This window comes from Pseudotabrizicola sp. L79, assembly GCF_036553525.1.
In the GTDB taxonomy this organism is placed as follows: domain Bacteria; phylum Pseudomonadota; class Alphaproteobacteria; order Rhodobacterales; family Rhodobacteraceae; genus Pseudotabrizicola.
In genome coordinates, this window is sequence record NZ_JAZHDA010000045.1 from 370439 (window position 1) to 387892 (window position 17454).

A 17454-nucleotide genomic window follows, 5' to 3' on the forward strand; every position below is an offset into this window, starting at 1 on the left:
ACCCGGGCCCTATCGCGCCCAAGCAGTGGCAGGGTCTTCTTCTGAAAAGGCACGCAGGGCCGAAATATCGGCAATGGCCGCATTGTTCTGCCGCACGGTGACGCCGTGTTCGCGCAATTTGACAAAGGCGCGGCTCAGGCTTTCGGGCTTCATGCCCAGTCGGCCAGCGATCAGAAACTTGTCATAGGGCAGAACGACTTCACAGGCGCCCTCGCTGCATGGCGCAAGTTCCAGCAGGAATTCTGCCACCCGCTGCGCCCCTGTCTGAGCCTTCAGCGCCTCGACCTGCATGACCAGGGATTGCAGATGCACATGGGTAGCCGACAGCATCAGGATCGCCACCTCCGGGTTGTCCCGCAGCAGGCGAAGGAATGTTTCGGCTTCTATGCGGATCAGGCTGCAATCCGTGACCGCCTCGGCCGCAACGGGATAAGTGTCGTGACGAAAGGCGACGGCCTCGCCAAAGCTGCGGCCCTTGGTAAACACCCCCACAACCGCCTCGGCCCCATTTGGCGCAATGCGATACAGCTTAACCCAGCCTTCGGCCACGATATAAATGGCCGAGGCACGTTCGCCTTGCATGAAGATCGTCGCGCCCCGATCAAAATCGCGCAGTCGGGCCGACCCCAAAACGTGCTGCAAGACAGCCTCGGGTGCCGCAGAAAGCAAAAGGCAATTGCGGGCGACGGCAATATGCTCGGGTTTCAAGGGCGTTCTCCAATAGCGGTTTGGGCAGTGTAGTCCGGCCAGCTTGGCATTAAAACCTGGAAAGCATGCAATGGGCGTGTTCAACGCCCGTGCGTTGCGTGATCAGATAGCAGGCTTGGTGCACCCAAGCGAGCAGGCACGGGGCACAGTATAGATACCTGAACAGGACCTATCGCCCCCATAAAGTTGCCGGAGGCAACCTTACAGCATCGGCCAGATCTATGCCTTGGGTCGTCCACGGCCGCTTGCCTGACCTGCGAATGCATCAACCAAGTCAGCTCAGGGTCGGTTGATTTCAGCCATGATCCGGGCTTGCACATCTGGTGGCAGGGCATCAACGGCGCGCGCCATCATTGCAAGCTCTTGTCGCGCGGCATGCAACTGATCGATGAGAGAAATCACGATAGCCACGCCAGTCTCATCCATCTCAAGATCTTCGGACAGGTCACACAAGAGTTCCAGCCGCGCAATATCGACGCGGCGAAAGACATAGCCATCATCGCTACGTTCAGGGCGGACAAGTTCGCCTTCGACAAAACGGAAAAGCTGGCTTCGGGTCAGCCGGGTGACGGCGGCGACAACATCATTTTCGGAAAGCCTTTCGGTCATATCCCAGCCCCTTTCATCAGATCGGCCCGAGGGTCGTGGGCGTGGGTCTTGCGCCAGTTCTCAAAAAAATCACGCAGCCCCTGATCCGGTTCGGGCGGTGCGACGATCCTGAGTTCTACCATCTGATCGCCTTTCGCCGAATGCCCGGCATGGGCGATCCCCCGCCCCCGCAAGCGCAAAACCTGCCCCGAACTCGCACCCGCTGGAATTGTCAGGCCCACAGGGCCATCGATGGTCGGGGCTGCGACCTTGCCCCCCAGAATGGCCTCGTCAATCGTGATGGGGAGCGTCAGCAGGATATTATCTCCGTCACGACGGAATATCGGATGGGGCCGCACCAAAACGGTGATCAGGGCATCGCCGGCTTTTCCGCCACCAAAACCGGGCGCGCCTTTGCCACGCAACCGCAACGTCTGGCCATCTTCGGTGCCTTGTGGGATCTTGACGGCAAGACTTTGGCCATCAGGCAGTGTAATCCGCGTTTCAGCGCCCCGCGCAGCATCAAGAAACGGCACCTCAAGTGAATAGCGAGCATCCGGGCCCGGGGCTGCAAATCCTCGGCCACCTTCGGCTGACCGGGCACGGTTGCGCAGGATTTCGGCAAAAATATCCCCCGGATCAGCAGACAACCCGTAATCGTGCCGTTGCTGATAGGTGTTCTCGGCAGAACCCGCAAAATCGCGGTAGTATTGCCGCTGCGGGCGCTCGGCGCCAAGGGCGTCGATTTCGCCGGCATCATAGCGGGCGCGGGTTTCCGGGTCTTTCAGAAGATCGTAGGCAGCCGAGATGGCCTTGAATCGCGCTTCGGCCCCGGCATCGTCGGGATGGAGGTCGGGGTGACTTGTGCGAACCAGCTTGCGATAGGCTTTTTTGATGTCATCTGCTGTGGCGGCCTTGGTAAGGCCCAGCGTGTCGTATGGAGTGTTGGACATCCAAGTTCCCTCTTCGGCAACCGGCACTAGCTGTGACGCAAAGCGCCGCTCCGTCGCTTTACCCTGTTCAAGATGCCATACCGGGGCCAGATGCGTCGCTGATCTATATCAAGGCGAGACGCCCATTGGGTCTTATGCTTGCCCGATTGCGGTTGGATTGGTGTCAGCCCCACCCATGCAGAATTGATTGCACCAAAGGACAATAGTTGATCGTAGAAAAGCAGAAACAGCCAAGCCCCGGCCCTGCGCCAGCGGATGCAGCAGGGGTGGCACGGGTTCCGGCGCTGCGCCCGGCGGCGCCCCCGCCTGCCAGAAAGCGTCGTCTTTGGGCTTGGGCCTTGGCCGGGGTGCTGGGTCTGGGGGGCGCGGGCTTTGGCATCTGGCAGCTGTGGATGGGGCAGCCCCTGCCCGTTTTGGTCGAGATCCTGGCCCCTGCCCCGGTCACCCGCGTGCTGGCTGTCAACGGGCGGATGGCGGCGCTGCAATCGGTTGATGTCAGATCCGTGGTGATCGGCAGCCTGACGGCCCTGCCCGTGGCCGAAGGCGACCTGGTGGCCAAGGATCAGATCCTGGCACAGGTTGATGCCGCAACCCAGAACGCCGTGGTCCGGCAGGCCATGGCCGCGCTGGATACCGCCATTCTGGTGCAGCAACAGGCGTCAGAAACCTATGACCGGTCCGTTTCGCTGGGCGGGAATGTGACGCGAACGGCGCTGGAGGCAGATGCCTATGCGCTGCAATCGGCCGAGCGAGAGGTGGCGCGGCTGACGGCCCTGCTGGAACAGGCGCAGACCGTGCTTGAAACCTATACGACCCGCGCGCCGGTGGCGGGCACAGTGCTGACGCTGGATGCCGAATTGGGCCAGATCGTCGGGCCTTCGACCGCATTGCTGACCTTGGCCGACCTTGGCACACTGGTCGTCGAGGCCGATGTGGACGAGGCCTATGCAACGCAGATCCGCATGGGCCAACAGGCGGTGCTGCAACTGGCGGGCGAAAGCGCCACGCATCAGGGCCATGTCAGCTTTGTGTCGAACCGCGTCGATGCGGCCACGGGGGGGCTGGCCATCAAGATCGGGTTTGACAGCCCGGTTTCGGCGCCTGTCGGCCTGAGCGTGGCCGCGAATATCATCGTGGAGGAACGCAGCGCCGCACTGACGGTGCCGCGCACCGCTTTGGTTGACGGCGGCGGGGCCGTTCTGGTGGTCAGCGATGGTGTTGCCGAACGGCGCCCGGTGACGGTGGTGGACTGGCCTGCCGCGCGTCTGATCGTCACCTCGGGGCTGAACGCGGGCGACACGGTGATCGTCGATGTTGCCGGCATGGCCGAAGGTCAGACCGTTGTCGTGGATCACCCCTGATGCTGTATGCCCTTAAGATCGCAACCCGCTATCTGACCGCAAACAAGGCACAAACCGCCCTGTTGGTGACGGGCGTTGCGGTGGGTGTGTTCATCTTCATTTTCATGTCGGCGCTGATTGGTGGGCTGGCGGAATTCATCCTGTCGCGCACGGTGGGCGATATGTCCCATATCACCATCGAGGCCGAGGCCGAAGCCCCCCCCCTGCTGATCACGCCCAAGGGGCATGCGCTGGTTGTGACCGAACAGGGGCAGCTGCGCACGGCCACCCTGCCCGAGGCTGCAACCTGGGTGCCCCTGATCGAGGCTGTGCCGGGTGTGCGGGCGGTATCGCCGCAAATCAACGGCGCGGGGTTTCTGACACGCGGCGCGCAGGTGGCACAGGTCAGCGTGACCGGGCTGGAGCCGGGGCGGGAATCCGCGATCCTGGATCTTGCGGGCTATATGGTTGCGGGCGATGTTCGGCTTGGCACCGGGCTGGTGGTGCTGGGCCGCCCCCTGGCCGATGATCTGAACCTGACGATCGGCCAGACGGTGCGGTTGCAAAGCGCAAACGGGGTGACGGCCACGCTGACCCTGAGCGGCGTTTTCAAGACCGGCAATGGTGCGCTGGACGAGGCCCGCGCCTTTGTCAGCCTGTCAACGGCCCGCACCTTGTTTGCACTGCCACAGGGGGCGACCCGGATCGAAATCAAACTGGAGGATCTGAACGCCGCAGATGCCACCGCGCTGCGCATCGGGGCGCTGACGGGGCTGGATGCCGTGCCATGGACCGATGGCGCCGAACAACTGATGGAGGCCTTGGACGCTCAGGCCCAGACCGGCTATTTTCTGAAGACCTTTGCCCTGATCACCATTGTGATCGGCGTTGCCTCGGCCTTGTTGCTGTCAACCTATCGCCGCCGCCCCGAAATCGGGATCATGCGGGCGATGGGGGCGCGGCGTGGCTTTGTGATTTTTGTATTTGTCGCACAAGGCGCGCTGATCGGGCTGATGGGCGGGGTGATGGGGGCGGCCTTGGGCTATCTGGCGCTGTTGCCATTCCCCCCGCGCGATGCCTTTCGTCCGGGCACCTTGCCGATGGACATCACCCAAGGCTCTTACGGGCTGGCCATCACCCTGACGGTGCTGGGGGCGATCCTTGCCTCGATCCTGCCCGCCCGGTCGGCGGCCCGGGTTGATCCGGTGACGGCGATCGGCCAATGAGCACGCTGTTGGACGTTCGCGATCTGGTCAAGACCTATGGCAGCGGAGAGGCCGCGACGCGGGTCTTGCGTGGCCTGTCGTTGCATCTTGACGTGGGTGAGGTTGCGGCACTTTTGGGCGCATCCGGGTCGGGCAAAAGCACGTTGCTGACCATTCTGGGCACCTTGATGAAGCCGACCTCGGGGCGCTATTCGATGTTGGGCCAAGACATGATTGCCGCAGATGACGCCGCCGTCACCCGGTTTCGCAACGCCCATATCGGCTTTGTCTTTCAGTTTCACAATCTGCTGCCCGACTTTACCGCGCTGGAAAACGTGATCTTTCCAACCGCTGTGCAGGCCGGGCGTGAAACGGCCGCCGCACGCGACAGGGGCCGCGATCTGCTCAGACGCATGGGGCTGGCGGATCGGATCGACTTTCCCACGGCGAATTTGTCGGGCGGCCAGAAACAACGGGTGGCCGTGGCGCGCGCGCTGATGAACAACCCCGAACTGGTGCTGGCCGATGAACCGACGGGCAATCTGGACCGCGAGTCGGCCATGCAGGTGATGGAGTTGATCGGGCAGATGAACCGCGAGGAAGGGACGACCTTTCTGATCTCGACCCACGATGAAAAGATCGCAAACCTGTGTCAGCGCCAGATCGTGGTCAGCGATGGCGTTGTGACGGGCTAGCCCCAGACCCTTTGATCTGCAAAACCAAAACAAGACGGTTGCGACGCGCCGCCAGTTCTTCTAACGGCACCACGCTTTTTCACCCGTAAGATCTATGACAGGCACTGTGCCTGTACATACCTCGTATCGATCAAGTCGGTTTTGCGCTTTATGCTCTTGTTAGCCAAACCCACAATGATCCGAGCACAGATGAAGATGTGTTCACCCTGCCCGGCTCGCACGCCGAGATTGCCTCAAACCGGAAACCGTGTTGTTTCCGGTTCTGGGGTCTGGATCGCGAGTGAACCTTCGGTAAAGCTGTCAAGCCTGAGCGGCCACAGGGCACCCGGCCAACGTAATTCAGCCGCGCCCAGACGCGGACGATAGACGGCTGTATAGAGCGTTCCGAACCCGCGGTCGAAGGCGGTGGAATAGATCGGGGGCTTCAGAAATGCCCCAATGAATTTCTCTTCTGGCTCGACATGCAGCGTCAGGCGTTGCAGCAGGAATCGCTCTCGCTCGACGGTGGCTGTCATGCGGGCATGGGCATCCCATTCCACCCGCTCTTGGTGGTTGGTGGCGACAGCCACATGTTGTACCGAGGCTGGCCTGTCCGGCGCCATATAAACCGTGCAGAAAGCGCGGCTTCGGTCCAGCAGCGTGACGTTATAGCTCATATGCGTGGGAATGCGGGCCAAGGCTTGCGCAGCCTCGGCTGTGGTCGTGCATGTCTGCAAAACATAGCGCAAGATCAGCGGCACGCCAAAGCCATCGCCCACGACGCGCCGCCCACCAAAGGTCAGAGACACAGCAAGCCCCGCGTCATTCACCCCGTCCACCAACCCCCACAGCCCGTCAGAGGTGCCCATCACCGCCCTGCCTTGCCATTCACTGCGCAGAAACAGGCAATCAAAGGCGTTTGGGTTGTAATCGTAATTGCGCACCAGAACTGGCTCTTTGCCGGGCCAGATCGCCTGAGAGCAACCAGACAAATAGGGCGGCGGGCGATAAAACGACAGAAACCGCGCCGCAACATCGCCTCCGCCCGCCAGATCACAAAGCTGATCATAAAGCGGCATCAGTTCTGGCATGAATTCGGCCAGAGCGGAGCGGCATTCTCGATAGGTCGGGCGCGCATCACCACCTTCGCGCAACCACCATGCCCGATAGGCTGGCCAATATTCCGCGAAAAGCCCAGCCCATTTGGGGCCGGGCTGAGCTTCATTCACTGCGCGCCAAATCAGCTGCATAGCCGCCTTACATGATTTTGAACGCCGGATCAGCAAAGGCCGGGCCCGCATTGGCCACAGGCAGAGGCCGCGCCTGAAACTGCGACTTGATCCCGTGGATCCACTTTTTCGCCCGTTCATTCAGGTGGAAATTATTGGTCATTGATCGGCCACGCGTGACCAGAATGCCAAGGTCGGCGCCTTCATAGCGGTAGTCGCCCGGTCTTTGAATGCGCAGGAAGAAGGCTTCGTTCTCATCCTCAACCGCCCGACGGTGATAATCAAAGCGGTCAAAGACCACCCGACCATCTTCCAGCATCTTGTAGATGCCGGTTTGAGGGGCCGCGGTGATGATATCAACATTGTCATCAGTATATTTGATGACCATCTGGCTCCAACTATCGATCATGTCGGGGTCTGCCCAACGAGCGTTCAACTCGTCCACATCCAGTTGGAACTTGGCCTTGGAAAACTCCAGCAGATGGAACAGGAACAGCGGCGCGTCGGCATGGGCAAAGGCCGCATGATTGGTCATGGAGCTGGCGCCGGTGATACGCGGGTTCAATTCGCCCAACCACAGATCGCCCGTCTTCTTGTCGATCAGGAAATCCAGCTCAAAATAACCGCGATACCCCTCTTTGCGCAATTGCTCGCCAAATTTGAAAGTCAGGTCACGGGCCTGCTGACGCACTTTTGGCGGAAATGCTGTTGCGAGAATTTCGTTGCCGCACCAACCGCCACGATAGGGGGTCAAGTCCTTGAAACCGACAAGCTCGGTCATCAACGGGCCAACAATCGTGCCCTGCGAGGTGCAGCAAGCCTCAATCGCAGACCCCCGACAGTCAATCCGCTTCATGATCTTGATCTCACCCTGACCGATGATCTCATGCTCGTATTTGCGGAAATCAGCTTCAGATTTGATGAAAAAGGTGGTGTGGCCGCTGTCGCCAAACGCCGATTGCAATACAAGATCATGGCCGATGCCTGCCTTGTCACAAGTTTTTTTCAGGTTTTCATAGGACTTTACCTCGGCCAGAACATTGGGCACCGAAGGCACACCTGCCTTGTTGCCTACGCGAACCGTTTCAATCTTGTTGTCCATCTTCGTGCGCAGATTGGCTTTGGGGAACCAGACTTCCCCACCCAGTTCCTTGGCCAGACGCTCGGTTTCTTCGTCAAACATCAGGAAGACAAATTTGGGCTTACCCCCGCGGCGTTTGACCAGATCGATCACCTCTTTATGCTGCAAGAGATAATTGTTGATCTCTTCGATCGACTGGAATTCCGCATGCGGCTGCTCGGACGGACAGAACACGTTGGGGTGGCGCCCATCGTAGCAATCGATATAGCAGATGTATTTGAAATTCTTGCACCATTCATCAATCCCCAAAAGATTGAAGTTCGTGGCCGAAACAAAATAGACCGGATCTTCATTGCGATGAAAGAAGCGACGGATTTCGGAGATGTTCTTGAGATTACTCTTGGACATTTGTGCCCCCCTGTTTATTTGGCTGCTTTGGCGAATTTGGAAGATTGGCTGGCCAGCGCTTCGTCGGTGAAGACACGCAGGCCCAGATCGGCGCGGTAGCCGTGGATTTCATTCACATCGAGTGCGCGCATGAAAGCAAGGATTTCACGGCTAACCACCTGACCCGGCACCAAGATCGGGAAACCCGGCGGATAGGGGATGATGAAAGAGGCCGAAACCACTTCGCGCCCGGCGTCCATGGCCGCGTCAATGCCACCGTTCAGTTCCAGATAATCGCAGTTGTTCTCGTCATAGGCCAGGAAGAACGGTGTGCGGATATCGCCTTCGCCGGTTTCCGGATCGGCGCAGAAAGCGTCGTGAAAGCGGCTGAAATCTGGCAACGGCGGCAGTTCTTGCAACAAGTTCTTGACCCGGCGATCAAAGGCCAGACGCTCCATTTTTGAGGCATCGTCCAGACGATCATCCAGTTCTTTGGCAATTTCGACCAGCACTTCGATCAGATAGGCTACCGAAGACCGAGTTGTGCCGATGTTGGTCATGAACAGCACAGTATTGCGGGAGGTCTTGTTGATCTGGATGCCGTATTTATCCATCAAGATCTGAGTTTTGAACGTATCGCCATCCCAGCCAGTTCCGCCGACCGCCAGAGTCACGCGGGTAGCATCCAAGACGAATTCATCCTTTTCCCAGCAGTTCCAAATATCGGTCCAGCCCTGCTCGGGGTCATAATAACTACTGACGCCGCTTTCGCGGTATTCGTCGGGGATCATATCTCCGGCGGTCAGAACCTTGAAATACTTCTGCAAGAGCGGATGCGTCGAAATCGCACGGCGCATCGACATGGCGGCTTCGACCTGACGCTGAACGAATTCGAACCCTTCCAGTTCAACCTGACGCCGCCCGACATCCAGACTGGCGATGATCTGATAGTTCGGACTGGTCGAGGTGTGAGTCATGTAAGCTTCGTGGAAGCTGGCCTCGACTTCGCCTTTGAAATCCTGATCGTTCACATGGATCATCGAGCCCTGCCGCAACGATGTCAGGGTCTTGTGCGTTGACTGGGTGGTATAGACCCGTACCCGCGCCTTGGGGGGCGGGATCAACCGGGTTTTCAGCAGTGTCGCTTCATCAGCGTCCTTCAGCTTTTCCTGCTGCCGCTCATAGGCCTTGGCATGAGCAGGAGAACGCAATTTCTCGCGCAGGTGGTTTGCAGCGTTCATGCCCGTTCGTTGCCGATAGGTTGGGCCGAAACGGGCAAAGGCAAACCATGCCTCGTCCCAAAGGAAGATCAGGTCAGGCTTGATGGCAAGACATTCTTCCATCACCCGCTCGACATTATAGACGATGCCATCAAAGGTGCAGTTGGTCAGCAGCAGCATCCGCACCTGATCCAATTTGCCTGCCGCTTTCAGCTTCAGCAACTGATGCTTGATCTCGTTCAGCGGCACGGCACCATACATCGAATATTCGTTCAGCGGATAGCTGTCGAGGTAACACACCTGCGCGCCCGAAAGAACCATTCCGTAGTGATGGGATTTATGGCAGTCCCGATCCACCAAAACGATGTCGCCGGGCCTGACCAAGGCCTGCACGACGATCTTGTTGCAGGTCGAGGTGCCATTGGTCGCAAAGAAAGTCTGTTTTGACCCAAAAGCGCGCGCCGCCAACTCCTGAGCTTCCTTGATCGGTCCATGTGGTTCCAGCAGGCTGTCCAGCCCGCCGCTGGTGGCCGAGGTTTCGGCCAGAAAGATATTGGGGCCATAGAAGGCGCCCATATCCTGAATCCAATGGCTGCGACTGATGGATTTGCCGCGGCTGATCGGCATTGCATGAAAAACGCCGGTAGGCTGTTTGGAATATTCCTTCAATGCCGTAAAGAACGGGGTCTTATAGCGCGATTGCACACCGCGCAGAATGTTCAGGTGCAACTCCATGAAGTCTTCTTGATTGTAAAAGACCCGGCGGCAAATTCCCAAATCGAGTCCGGCAATATCTTCGACCGAACGATCGGTGACCAGATAGGCGTCCAGTTCCGGTCGCACCTTGGCTACAAGGCGGCAAAGTTCGGGACCATAATCCTCGGGCGCGATGTCATCCATCGCGTTTTCTCCTCCGGCGCGGCTGAGATAGCGCGTCAGGATCGGTAACGAGACTTTGGATTCAAGCTTCAGCCCCGGCCGCACGACGATTGCCTGAATGTTGTGGTTGAACAGCACCCCAATCAGCGCATCTTGCAACGAGGGCACAACGACCGCTTCATAGATAAAATTGTCTTCTGGGCGCCGCATTGCGGAAATCGATTGCTTCAGGAACCGTTCCTGATGCTCGTTCACGTCATCGACAATCAGCACTTCGAAATAAGGCTTGGAGAGCGCGCGGGCCTCGGGCGACAGGATCGCCTCATCCTCATGCTCATCATTGTCCATCGAGTCGCGTTCCAGCGGGATGGATCGCCGGCGGTATGCCCCTGTTGTAAGCGCGCGGGTGACCCGACGCACGGAATAGGCAACATCGGTCAGATTGCCATGCTCGAACTGCCGGCGCATGTGTTCGAAAACTGCCGTGCCAGGAAAGGCCCAATAGGTCTCGATCAGTGACAGGGCCTTGAACAGATCAGCAATCTTGGCCGTCGTCTTGGCGGCATTCTTGCCATGCGGGTCACGGGTCAGTTGCTCCAGCGACTCGCGAAGAGCGCTCCACCGGTCAGACCGAAGCTGGACGGCCGAATAGTAGTCACTCATAGACTGCATGCACAGGCTCCTCTCTTTTCCCCGCCCTGCGACTGCAAGGCGGGAGATTTTGGGTGAAAGGCCCCGCGCGTCGCGCGAATTAGCCAATCACCGACTTTGGCTTCATCGGCACCGTTGCCAAGGGATCAGCCCCTTTGAGGGCGGGTTCAATCCGATGTTCACGCGCCCCGATGAGGGATGTATCGCGCAGGTCTTGCACCGGATGCGTTCCAGCGCCCTGACGCGGCATCTGCAACGGTCCCAGTTGATGCAGATAAGCATCTGACCCGCTGGCCCGGTCATAGACCGTGAATTCCACGTCACGGTCGCGGAAGCTCTTCAAAACCTGCCCCAGCCCCTTGATCCCAAATTCGCGCTGACGGCGCACCTGATCAAGGTCAAGCTCAATCGGGAACATGTCTTCCTGACCGGCCGATTGGTGCAACACCTGAGCCGATGGATCGACCACGCAAGAGCGACCATTGCCGCCGGCCCCAAGGCCGTTGACATCAAACACATAGCACTGGAATTGCGCCGCCGTGGCCCGCGCGATCGCCAGTTCGGCATCGCGGTCGGTGGTTCCGGTCAGAACCGGGTGCAGCAGCACCTCGACCCCCTGAGCAGTCAAGTGCCGTGTCGTTTCAGGGAACCAGATGTCATAGCAGATCGACAAGCCAAAACGGCCAACGCCCGGCACATCGAAAATGCAAAACTCAGTGCCCGCCGCAACATCGGCCTCATAGGGGCGGAACGGAAACATCTTCCGGTAGTGAGTGACGATCTCACCCTGGGGGTTGATCACTGTCGTGGTGTTGAAAATGCGGCCATCCTCGGCGCGCTCAAACATAGACCCCGGGATGAGCCAGACATTATGACGGTTCGCGGCTTCTTGAAAGCGCGAGATCGCGTCATTGTGAAGCGGCAAGGCATGGCGGGGCAGCGGACCAAAGGGCGCAAGTTCAGAAAACAAGACCATCTGGGTCCATGGAAAGCGCGCCATCAAGATATCAAGGCGCTGCAGCATACCCTCGACATTGGGCTGCAACGCATTGACATACATCTGAATTCCGGCAATCGCGAAGGGGGTCATATCAGTTTGGTCCTTTATTCCAAGCCCGCAAGACAGGGCCCGGAGCCTTATGCGTGGATTTTCAGCGCACCACCAGAACGGATACGGGCGAGCGGCGAACGACACGATCAGCCTGACTGCCCACCAGAAACTCTCGGATACGATCAGGAGCATGGCTTGCCATTACCACAAGATCTGCCCCCAACTCGTCAATCGCTGCGACAATCTCGGAATGGACAGTTCCGTAACGCACATGCTCGCGCACCTCAGGTGGCCAGTTTGCCGCCGTCTTCCTCAGGGCTTTCAGATCTGCCAAAGCATCAGCCATGGCCTTTTTCACAAAACCTTCCCCCAGATCCTGCACCACCAGAACAGATCCGATCTCGGGCACGATGGTCAGCAGATGCAACTCTCCACTCCCTTGCGTGGCCAGATCGGCTGCAACGGGCAATGCCTTCTTCCACGATGCCTCGTGGCTCAGATCAACGGTCAGCAGAACCTTCGTGAACATCAGCATGTCCCCCTTTAAACAGGTTTGGTTTGCGGGGTGGCGCGACGACGCTGCAAAACCACGACGCCGGCCAGAAGCAGCAGGGCAGGCAAGAACATCCAGTATTTCGACGGCACATCAATCGGGCGCAGCACGCGCAAAACTTCCTGATCCCAGTCCAGTCCGGCCTTTTGCGCAGCCGAGTCATAGGATGCATCATCGATGATGGTCTTGTCGCCATCCTGACGCAAGGCAAGTCCGGCATTCGCAAGCTTTTCCTCACCGTTGGCACCGTCTGGAAGCTCTAACAAGGCTACGAACTCGATGGGGTCGCCCAAATCGTTGACACCCTTGACGCGAATACGCAGCTTTTCCCCCGCCGGGGTCGCCTCGGCTGCGGCCGCGATTTCCGACGGCGGTGCCTCTTGATAGGGCGGAAACACCATGTCCATCCAAAAGCCTGGGCGGAACAGGGTGAAAGCGATCAGCAACAAGGCGATTGTCTCATGAATGCGGTTCCTTGCCAAAAACCAGCCCTGTGTCGCGGCAGCGAACAGCAGCATCGCCACCGTAGCAATACAAAAGACAAAGACCCCCTGAGCCCAAGTGACATTGATCAGCAAAAGCTCGGTGTTGAAAATGAACAGGAACGGCAGCGCGGCCGTGCGCAGTGAATAGAAGAAGGCCACAACGCCTGTCTTGATCGGATCACCGCCTGAAACGGCAGCGGCGGCAAAGCTGGCCAGACCCACCGGCGGTGTCACATCGGCCATGATGCCAAAGTAGAACACGAACAGATGGACAGCGATCAGCGGCACGATCAGACCGTTTTGCTGACCAAGGGTGACGATAACTGGGGCCAGCAATGCCGAAACCACAATGTAGTTTGCGGTGGTCGGCAGGCCCATGCCAAGGATCAGCGACAAGATCGCAGTCAGCACCAGAATGGCCAGGATATTGCCGCCGGACAGCACCTCGACCACATCCGCAAGGGCAGAGCCGACTCCTGTCTGGCTGACCGCACCAACAATAATACCCGCAGTAGCCGTAGCGATCCCGATACCGATCATGTTGCGCGCACCGATCACAAGGCCATCGCGCAGATCAATGGCACCGGCCTTGGCCTCGGCCAACACATCACCCTTCACTCGGAGAACAGCAAGGATAGGGCGCTGGGTCAAAAGGATGAAGACCATGAACATCGTGGCCCAGAAGGCCGACAGACCGGGCGACAACCGGTCAACCATCAGCGCCCAGACCAAGACCACGACGGGCAGGATGTAGTGAAAGCCAGACCGCAAGGTTGGCCCCGGCAGCGGTAATTTGGTCACCGGCGCATTCGGGTCGTCCAGATGCAGCGGCTCTTCCTTTGCCGCAATCCGCAAAAGGCCTACATAAACGGCCACCAAAAGCGCAAAGACGATATAGCCCGCAGTGGCCGGGAATGCCGGGCGGATCCAACCCATGCCATAATAGACGGCCAGCGAGACGGCACAAATCGCAGCAATGGTGAAGGCAATGCCGATCAAACGCTGCACGATCGGCTTGGGCGTGTAGGCCCGCGGCAGCCCCTGCATCCCCGCCTTCAACGCCTCCAAATGCACGATATAGACCAGTGCGATGTAGGAAATCACCGCTGGCAGAAAGGCATGGCGCACCACGTCAAAATAGGGAATGCCGACATATTCCACCATGAGAAAGGCCGCAGCCCCCATGACAGGCGGCATGATCTGGCCGTTGACGGAAGAGGCCACCTCGACCGCACCGGCCTTTTCGCTGGAAAAGCCAACCTTTTTCATCAACGGAATCGTAAAAGTGCCGGTGGTCACGACATTCGCAATGGAAGAGCCCGAGATCAGCCCGGTCATGGCAGAGGAGACCACAGCTGCCTTGGCCGGCCCGCCGCGCATGTGTCCCATCAGACTGAAAGCCACCTGAATAAAGTAATTGCCAGCCCCGGCCTTATCCAGCAGCGATCCGAACAGAACGAAAAGGAAAACAAACGAGGTCGAGACGCCAAGCGCGATACCAAAGACACCTTCGGTGGTGATCCACTGGTGGTTCACGATTTCCGAAAGGTTGTTACCCTTGTGCGCGATGATGCTGGGCATGTTGGGGCCAAGGATCGTATAGACCAGAAAAACCGATGCCACGATCATCAGCGCCGGGCCCAAGGCGCGGCGCGTTGCCTCCAACAGCAACAGAATGCCGACGACCGCCACCACGAAATCCTGCAAGATCGGGGCGCCCACGCGGCTGGAGATATCTTTGTAATAGACGTAGAGATACAGCGATGCTGCGGCGGCAATGGCAGCCATTGCCCATTCCCAAGCCGGGATCTTGTCCTTCGGGGACCCGATCAAAACCGCTGCGGCAATGATCACGCCAACAAGCGGAATCCACCAGACAACAGTGCCGTCCTTTGCCGACACCATGAACAATGCGGCAAGACCGATGGGGACGGCCAGCCCAAGACCAAGCTGCACCTTGCTGCGGGCTGCCGGAAAGGCGGCAAAGGCAAGGAAAATCGCAAAGGCCAGATGGATGGACCGCGCCTCGGTATCGTTAAATACCCCAAAGCCAAGGATAAAAGGGATCGGCGAAGCGATCCAAATCTGGAACAGCGACCAAGTCAGGGCCACAAGCATAAGAAAGACGCCGACGCCACCCTTGGTTCCGCGCGCCCCAGTGTCAGAGGACGCAACGAGTTCGTCAAGTTCCGCCTGACTCAGGCCAGCCTGGTCAGACGCCGTGGCTGTGGCCGTGGTAGAGTGCTGGTGATCTGATCCGGTCATGGCATCCCCTTGAAGCCCGCAAACGGGCCGATTGTCCGCGCACGGTTTTGGCGCTTTGTGGCAAATGGCAGGGGCACCGGGTCGAACGCGCCCCTGCAAAGTTCATATGAAATCATGGGCAGTTGGCGGGAAGACGCCCCCCGCCGCAGAGATCATTGGATCCAGCCACGCTCTTTGTAGTACTTTTCGGCACCGGGATGCAGCGGTGCAGAAAGGCCGTCCGAAATCATGTCAGCTTCGACAAGGTTGGCGAAGGCCGGGTGCAGGCCCTTGAAGCGGTCAAAGTTGTCAAAAACTGCTTTCACGACCTCATAGACGACATCATCGGCCACGTCAGAAGATGTGACGAACGTTGCCTTCACGCCAAAGGTCTCAACATCGGAATCCGTGCCCGCATACATGCCGCCGGGAATAACAGCTTTGGCATAATAGGGGTTTTCCGAAACCAACTTGTCGATGGCTTCTCCCGTGACCGGCAGCAGCACAGCGTCAACGGTTGACGTGGCTTCCTGAATCGAACCGTTCGGATGGCCCACTGTGTAAACAATGGCATCAACCTTGTTATCGCCAAGCGCTGCAGCCTGTTCGGCAGGCTTCAACTCTGATGCCAAAGCAAAATCAGCAGTCGACTTGCCCATTGCCGCCAGAACGACATCCATAGTGGCGCGCTGGCCTGAGCCTGGGTTGCCCACGTTCACACGCTTGCCAAACAAGGCCTCGAACGAATCTACGCCGGAATCCTTGCGGGCAACAACGGTAAAGGGCTCGCCATGCACAGAAAACACGGCGCGCAGCTTGTCGACTTTCTTGCCTTCAAATTCCGACGTTCCGTTATAGGCATGGAACTGCCAGTCGGACTGGGCCACGCCCATATCCATATCACCTGCCGAGATTGCGTTGATATTGGCAATCGACCCGCCAGTTGACGGAGCGGTGCACTTCAGGCCAGTGGTTTCAGTATTGCGATTGACCAAGCGGCAAATCGATTGGCCGACCACGAAATAGACGCCGGTTTGGCCACCCGTTCCGATGGTGATGAACCGCTCTTCCGCCGTTGCCATACCGGCAAGTGCGCTCATTGTTGCGGCCATCGTGAGTGTCTTAAAGTGCTTCATCACAAGCTCTCCCTTTGTATGTTTTTTTAGCGCGACCCCGGATCTGTGTCCGGTTGGGTCGCAACCCAAGCCCGCAGGCTGTTTGGGTCACCTCCTGTTGTCTCAAACCGATCAGCGCCTGTGCGACAAGTCTGGCCCGGTTTCGGGCACCCTCTTGCCGCCTGATGCGACCAACTTCAAACGTCTGGCATGGATCATTCCATGCCCTCGTCCAAACGGCCAATACATCAGCAACAACCCGTGCCTTCTGGCGCCGTCAGGGACATTCTTCGAAACCGAATATGCGCGGCTTCCATCGTCTAACTGCGCCTTAATTACTACCACTGTTAAAAATATTTATCAACACTGTTCAATGAACCGAAAATGACTACCCTATATAAGGAGCTTGGAAGCGCGCGATGCGCACGGGCCCTTCAAGGAGAAAGCTGTGTCTGCTCAAAGAAGTCCATCAGATCTGAACATCGGTGGTCGCCTGCGCGAAATACGACTGGCGCGGCGCCTGTCTCAGCGCGAACTTGCCCGGCAATCGGGGGTGACTAACGCCCTGATTAGTCAGATTGAACAGAATCATTCCTCGCCTTCAGTGGCATCCCTGAAACGCATCCTCGATGCTGTACCGATGTCGCTTGCCGAGTTCTTCTCCGACAGTGATGGTAGCGGCGACCCGAGCAAGGTGTTCTTCTCTGCGTCAGAGCTGCGTGAGATCAACCCTTTGAAAATATTTCACAAGGGGACCGATATAAAAGGCATCTCGTTGCGACAGGTCGGCGACAGCTCGGAACGCCGTATTCAGATGATGCACGAAACCTATCCGCCAGGTGCCGACACCGGTGCAGAGTTATATGCCCACGAAGCGGAAGAAGCCGGAATTGTGGTGTCTGGGCGCATTGAAGTGACAGTCGGCAGTGAGACGCGGGAACTGAAAGCCGGCGACGGCTATATCTTTGACAGCCGCATCCCGCATCGTTTCCACAACCGCTCGGATGCGGCTTGCATCATTGTCTCAGCCTGCACGCCCCCGTCATTTTGACGCCTGCACATGTCTTGTCAGCCGCAGCCGAGAGTGGTCC

The 17454-nt window shown here is 58.5% G+C and carries 14 protein-coding genes; 4 read left to right on the forward strand and 10 right to left on the reverse strand.

Features of this window, described 5'->3' with window-relative positions; translation table 11 throughout:
* Positions 1-9: 9 nt before the first annotated feature.
* The 3 genes from V3C85_RS07675 to V3C85_RS07685 all read right to left on the reverse strand — a co-directional run bounded on the left by V3C85_RS07675 (position 10) and on the right by V3C85_RS07685 (position 2249).
* Entirely contained in the window at positions 10-708 is a 699-nt protein-coding gene (locus V3C85_RS07675) for a Crp/Fnr family transcriptional regulator (RefSeq protein ID WP_331794501.1), read from the reverse strand.
* A gap of 279 nt (positions 709-987) precedes the next feature.
* Positions 988-1317 (reverse strand): chaperone modulator CbpM, encoded by a 330-nt coding sequence (locus tag V3C85_RS07680; protein WP_331794502.1) that lies wholly within the window; start codon positions 1315-1317, stop codon positions 988-990.
* The gene (locus tag V3C85_RS07685; RefSeq protein ID WP_331794503.1) at positions 1314-2249 is read right to left on the reverse strand and encodes a J domain-containing protein; all 936 of its coding nucleotides are present in this window, start codon (positions 2247-2249) and stop codon (positions 1314-1316) included. The genes V3C85_RS07680 and V3C85_RS07685 overlap by 4 nt, the downstream gene beginning before the upstream one ends.
* Positions 2250-2455: 206 nt before the next feature.
* On the opposite strand from V3C85_RS07685, the gene V3C85_RS07690 reads away from it, so the two are divergent.
* From V3C85_RS07690 to V3C85_RS07700, 3 genes are read left to right on the forward strand one after another with little or no spacing between them, the layout of a single operon-like run.
* The gene (locus V3C85_RS07690; protein WP_331794504.1) at positions 2456-3610 is read left to right on the forward strand and encodes an efflux RND transporter periplasmic adaptor subunit; all 1155 of its coding nucleotides are present in this window, start codon (positions 2456-2458) and stop codon (positions 3608-3610) included.
* A complete protein-coding gene (locus V3C85_RS07695) occupies positions 3610-4815 on the forward strand; it encodes an ABC transporter permease (protein WP_331794505.1) in 1206 nt (401 codons plus the stop codon). The genes V3C85_RS07690 and V3C85_RS07695 overlap by 1 nt, the downstream gene beginning before the upstream one ends.
* The gene (locus V3C85_RS07700) at positions 4812-5489 is read left to right on the forward strand and encodes an ABC transporter ATP-binding protein (RefSeq protein ID WP_331794506.1); all 678 of its coding nucleotides are present in this window, start codon (positions 4812-4814) and stop codon (positions 5487-5489) included. The genes V3C85_RS07695 and V3C85_RS07700 overlap by 4 nt, the downstream gene beginning before the upstream one ends.
* A 233-nt stretch (positions 5490-5722) precedes the next feature.
* Here V3C85_RS07700 and V3C85_RS07705 read toward each other — a convergent pair whose 3' ends face one another.
* The 7 genes from V3C85_RS07705 to V3C85_RS07735 all read right to left on the reverse strand — a co-directional run bounded on the left by V3C85_RS07705 (position 5723) and on the right by V3C85_RS07735 (position 16384).
* Positions 5723-6718 (reverse strand): C45 family peptidase, encoded by a 996-nt coding sequence (locus V3C85_RS07705; RefSeq protein WP_331794507.1) that lies wholly within the window; start codon positions 6716-6718, stop codon positions 5723-5725.
* 7 nt (positions 6719-6725) lie between these two features.
* Positions 6726-8186, reverse strand: a complete 1461-nt coding sequence (locus V3C85_RS07710; RefSeq protein WP_331794508.1) for a biotin carboxylase — start codon at positions 8184-8186, stop codon at positions 6726-6728.
* A gap of 14 nt (positions 8187-8200) precedes the next feature.
* On the reverse strand, positions 8201-10936 hold the full coding sequence (locus V3C85_RS07715) for an aminotransferase class I/II-fold pyridoxal phosphate-dependent enzyme (protein ID WP_331794509.1): 2736 nt from the start codon (positions 10934-10936) through the stop codon (positions 8201-8203).
* Between the two features lie 79 nt (positions 10937-11015).
* Positions 11016-12005, reverse strand: coding sequence for a carbon-nitrogen hydrolase family protein (locus V3C85_RS07720; protein ID WP_331794510.1), 990 nt, complete (start codon positions 12003-12005; stop codon positions 11016-11018).
* Between the two features lie 61 nt (positions 12006-12066).
* Positions 12067-12495: a universal stress protein gene (locus V3C85_RS07725; protein ID WP_331794511.1), complete on the reverse strand. Its 429-nt coding sequence runs from the start codon at positions 12493-12495 to the stop codon at positions 12067-12069.
* A gap of 14 nt (positions 12496-12509) precedes the next feature.
* Positions 12510-15269, reverse strand: coding sequence for a TRAP transporter permease (locus V3C85_RS07730; RefSeq protein ID WP_331794512.1), 2760 nt, complete (start codon positions 15267-15269; stop codon positions 12510-12512).
* Between the two features lie 152 nt (positions 15270-15421).
* Positions 15422-16384 (reverse strand): TAXI family TRAP transporter solute-binding subunit, encoded by a 963-nt coding sequence (locus V3C85_RS07735; RefSeq protein ID WP_331794627.1) that lies wholly within the window; start codon positions 16382-16384, stop codon positions 15422-15424.
* A gap of 385 nt (positions 16385-16769) precedes the next feature.
* On the opposite strand from V3C85_RS07735, the gene V3C85_RS07740 reads away from it, so the two are divergent.
* On the forward strand, positions 16770-17414 hold the full coding sequence (locus tag V3C85_RS07740; protein ID WP_331794513.1) for a cupin domain-containing protein: 645 nt from the start codon (positions 16770-16772) through the stop codon (positions 17412-17414).
* The last annotated feature ends 40 nt before the right edge of the window (positions 17415-17454 follow it).

Excerpts from the sequence above, each read along its gene's own strand:
- V3C85_RS07710 (WP_331794508.1), bottom strand. The coding sequence starts at position 8,186 with ATGTCCAAGAGTAATCTCAAGAACATCTCCGAAATCCGTCGCTTCTTT.
- V3C85_RS07715 (WP_331794509.1), bottom strand. The coding sequence starts at position 10,936 with ATGCAGTCTATGAGTGACTACTATTCGGCCGTCCAGCTTCGGTCTGAC.
- V3C85_RS07695 (WP_331794505.1), top strand. The coding sequence starts at position 3,610 with ATGCTGTATGCCCTTAAGATCGCAACCCGCTATCTGACCGCAAACAAG.
- V3C85_RS07730 (WP_331794512.1), bottom strand. The coding sequence starts at position 15,269 with ATGACCGGATCAGATCACCAGCACTCTACCACGGCCACAGCCACGGCG.
- V3C85_RS07685 (WP_331794503.1), bottom strand. The coding sequence starts at position 2,249 with ATGTCCAACACTCCATACGACACGCTGGGCCTTACCAAGGCCGCCACA.
- V3C85_RS07705 (WP_331794507.1), bottom strand. The coding sequence starts at position 6,718 with ATGCAGCTGATTTGGCGCGCAGTGAATGAAGCTCAGCCCGGCCCCAAA.
- V3C85_RS07680 (WP_331794502.1), bottom strand. The coding sequence starts at position 1,317 with ATGACCGAAAGGCTTTCCGAAAATGATGTTGTCGCCGCCGTCACCCGG.
- V3C85_RS07720 (WP_331794510.1), bottom strand. The coding sequence starts at position 12,005 with ATGACCCCCTTCGCGATTGCCGGAATTCAGATGTATGTCAATGCGTTG.
- V3C85_RS07735 (WP_331794627.1), bottom strand. The coding sequence starts at position 16,384 with ATGAAGCACTTTAAGACACTCACGATGGCCGCAACAATGAGCGCACTT.
- V3C85_RS07700 (WP_331794506.1), top strand. The coding sequence starts at position 4,812 with ATGAGCACGCTGTTGGACGTTCGCGATCTGGTCAAGACCTATGGCAGC.
- V3C85_RS07725 (WP_331794511.1), bottom strand. The coding sequence starts at position 12,495 with ATGTTCACGAAGGTTCTGCTGACCGTTGATCTGAGCCACGAGGCATCG.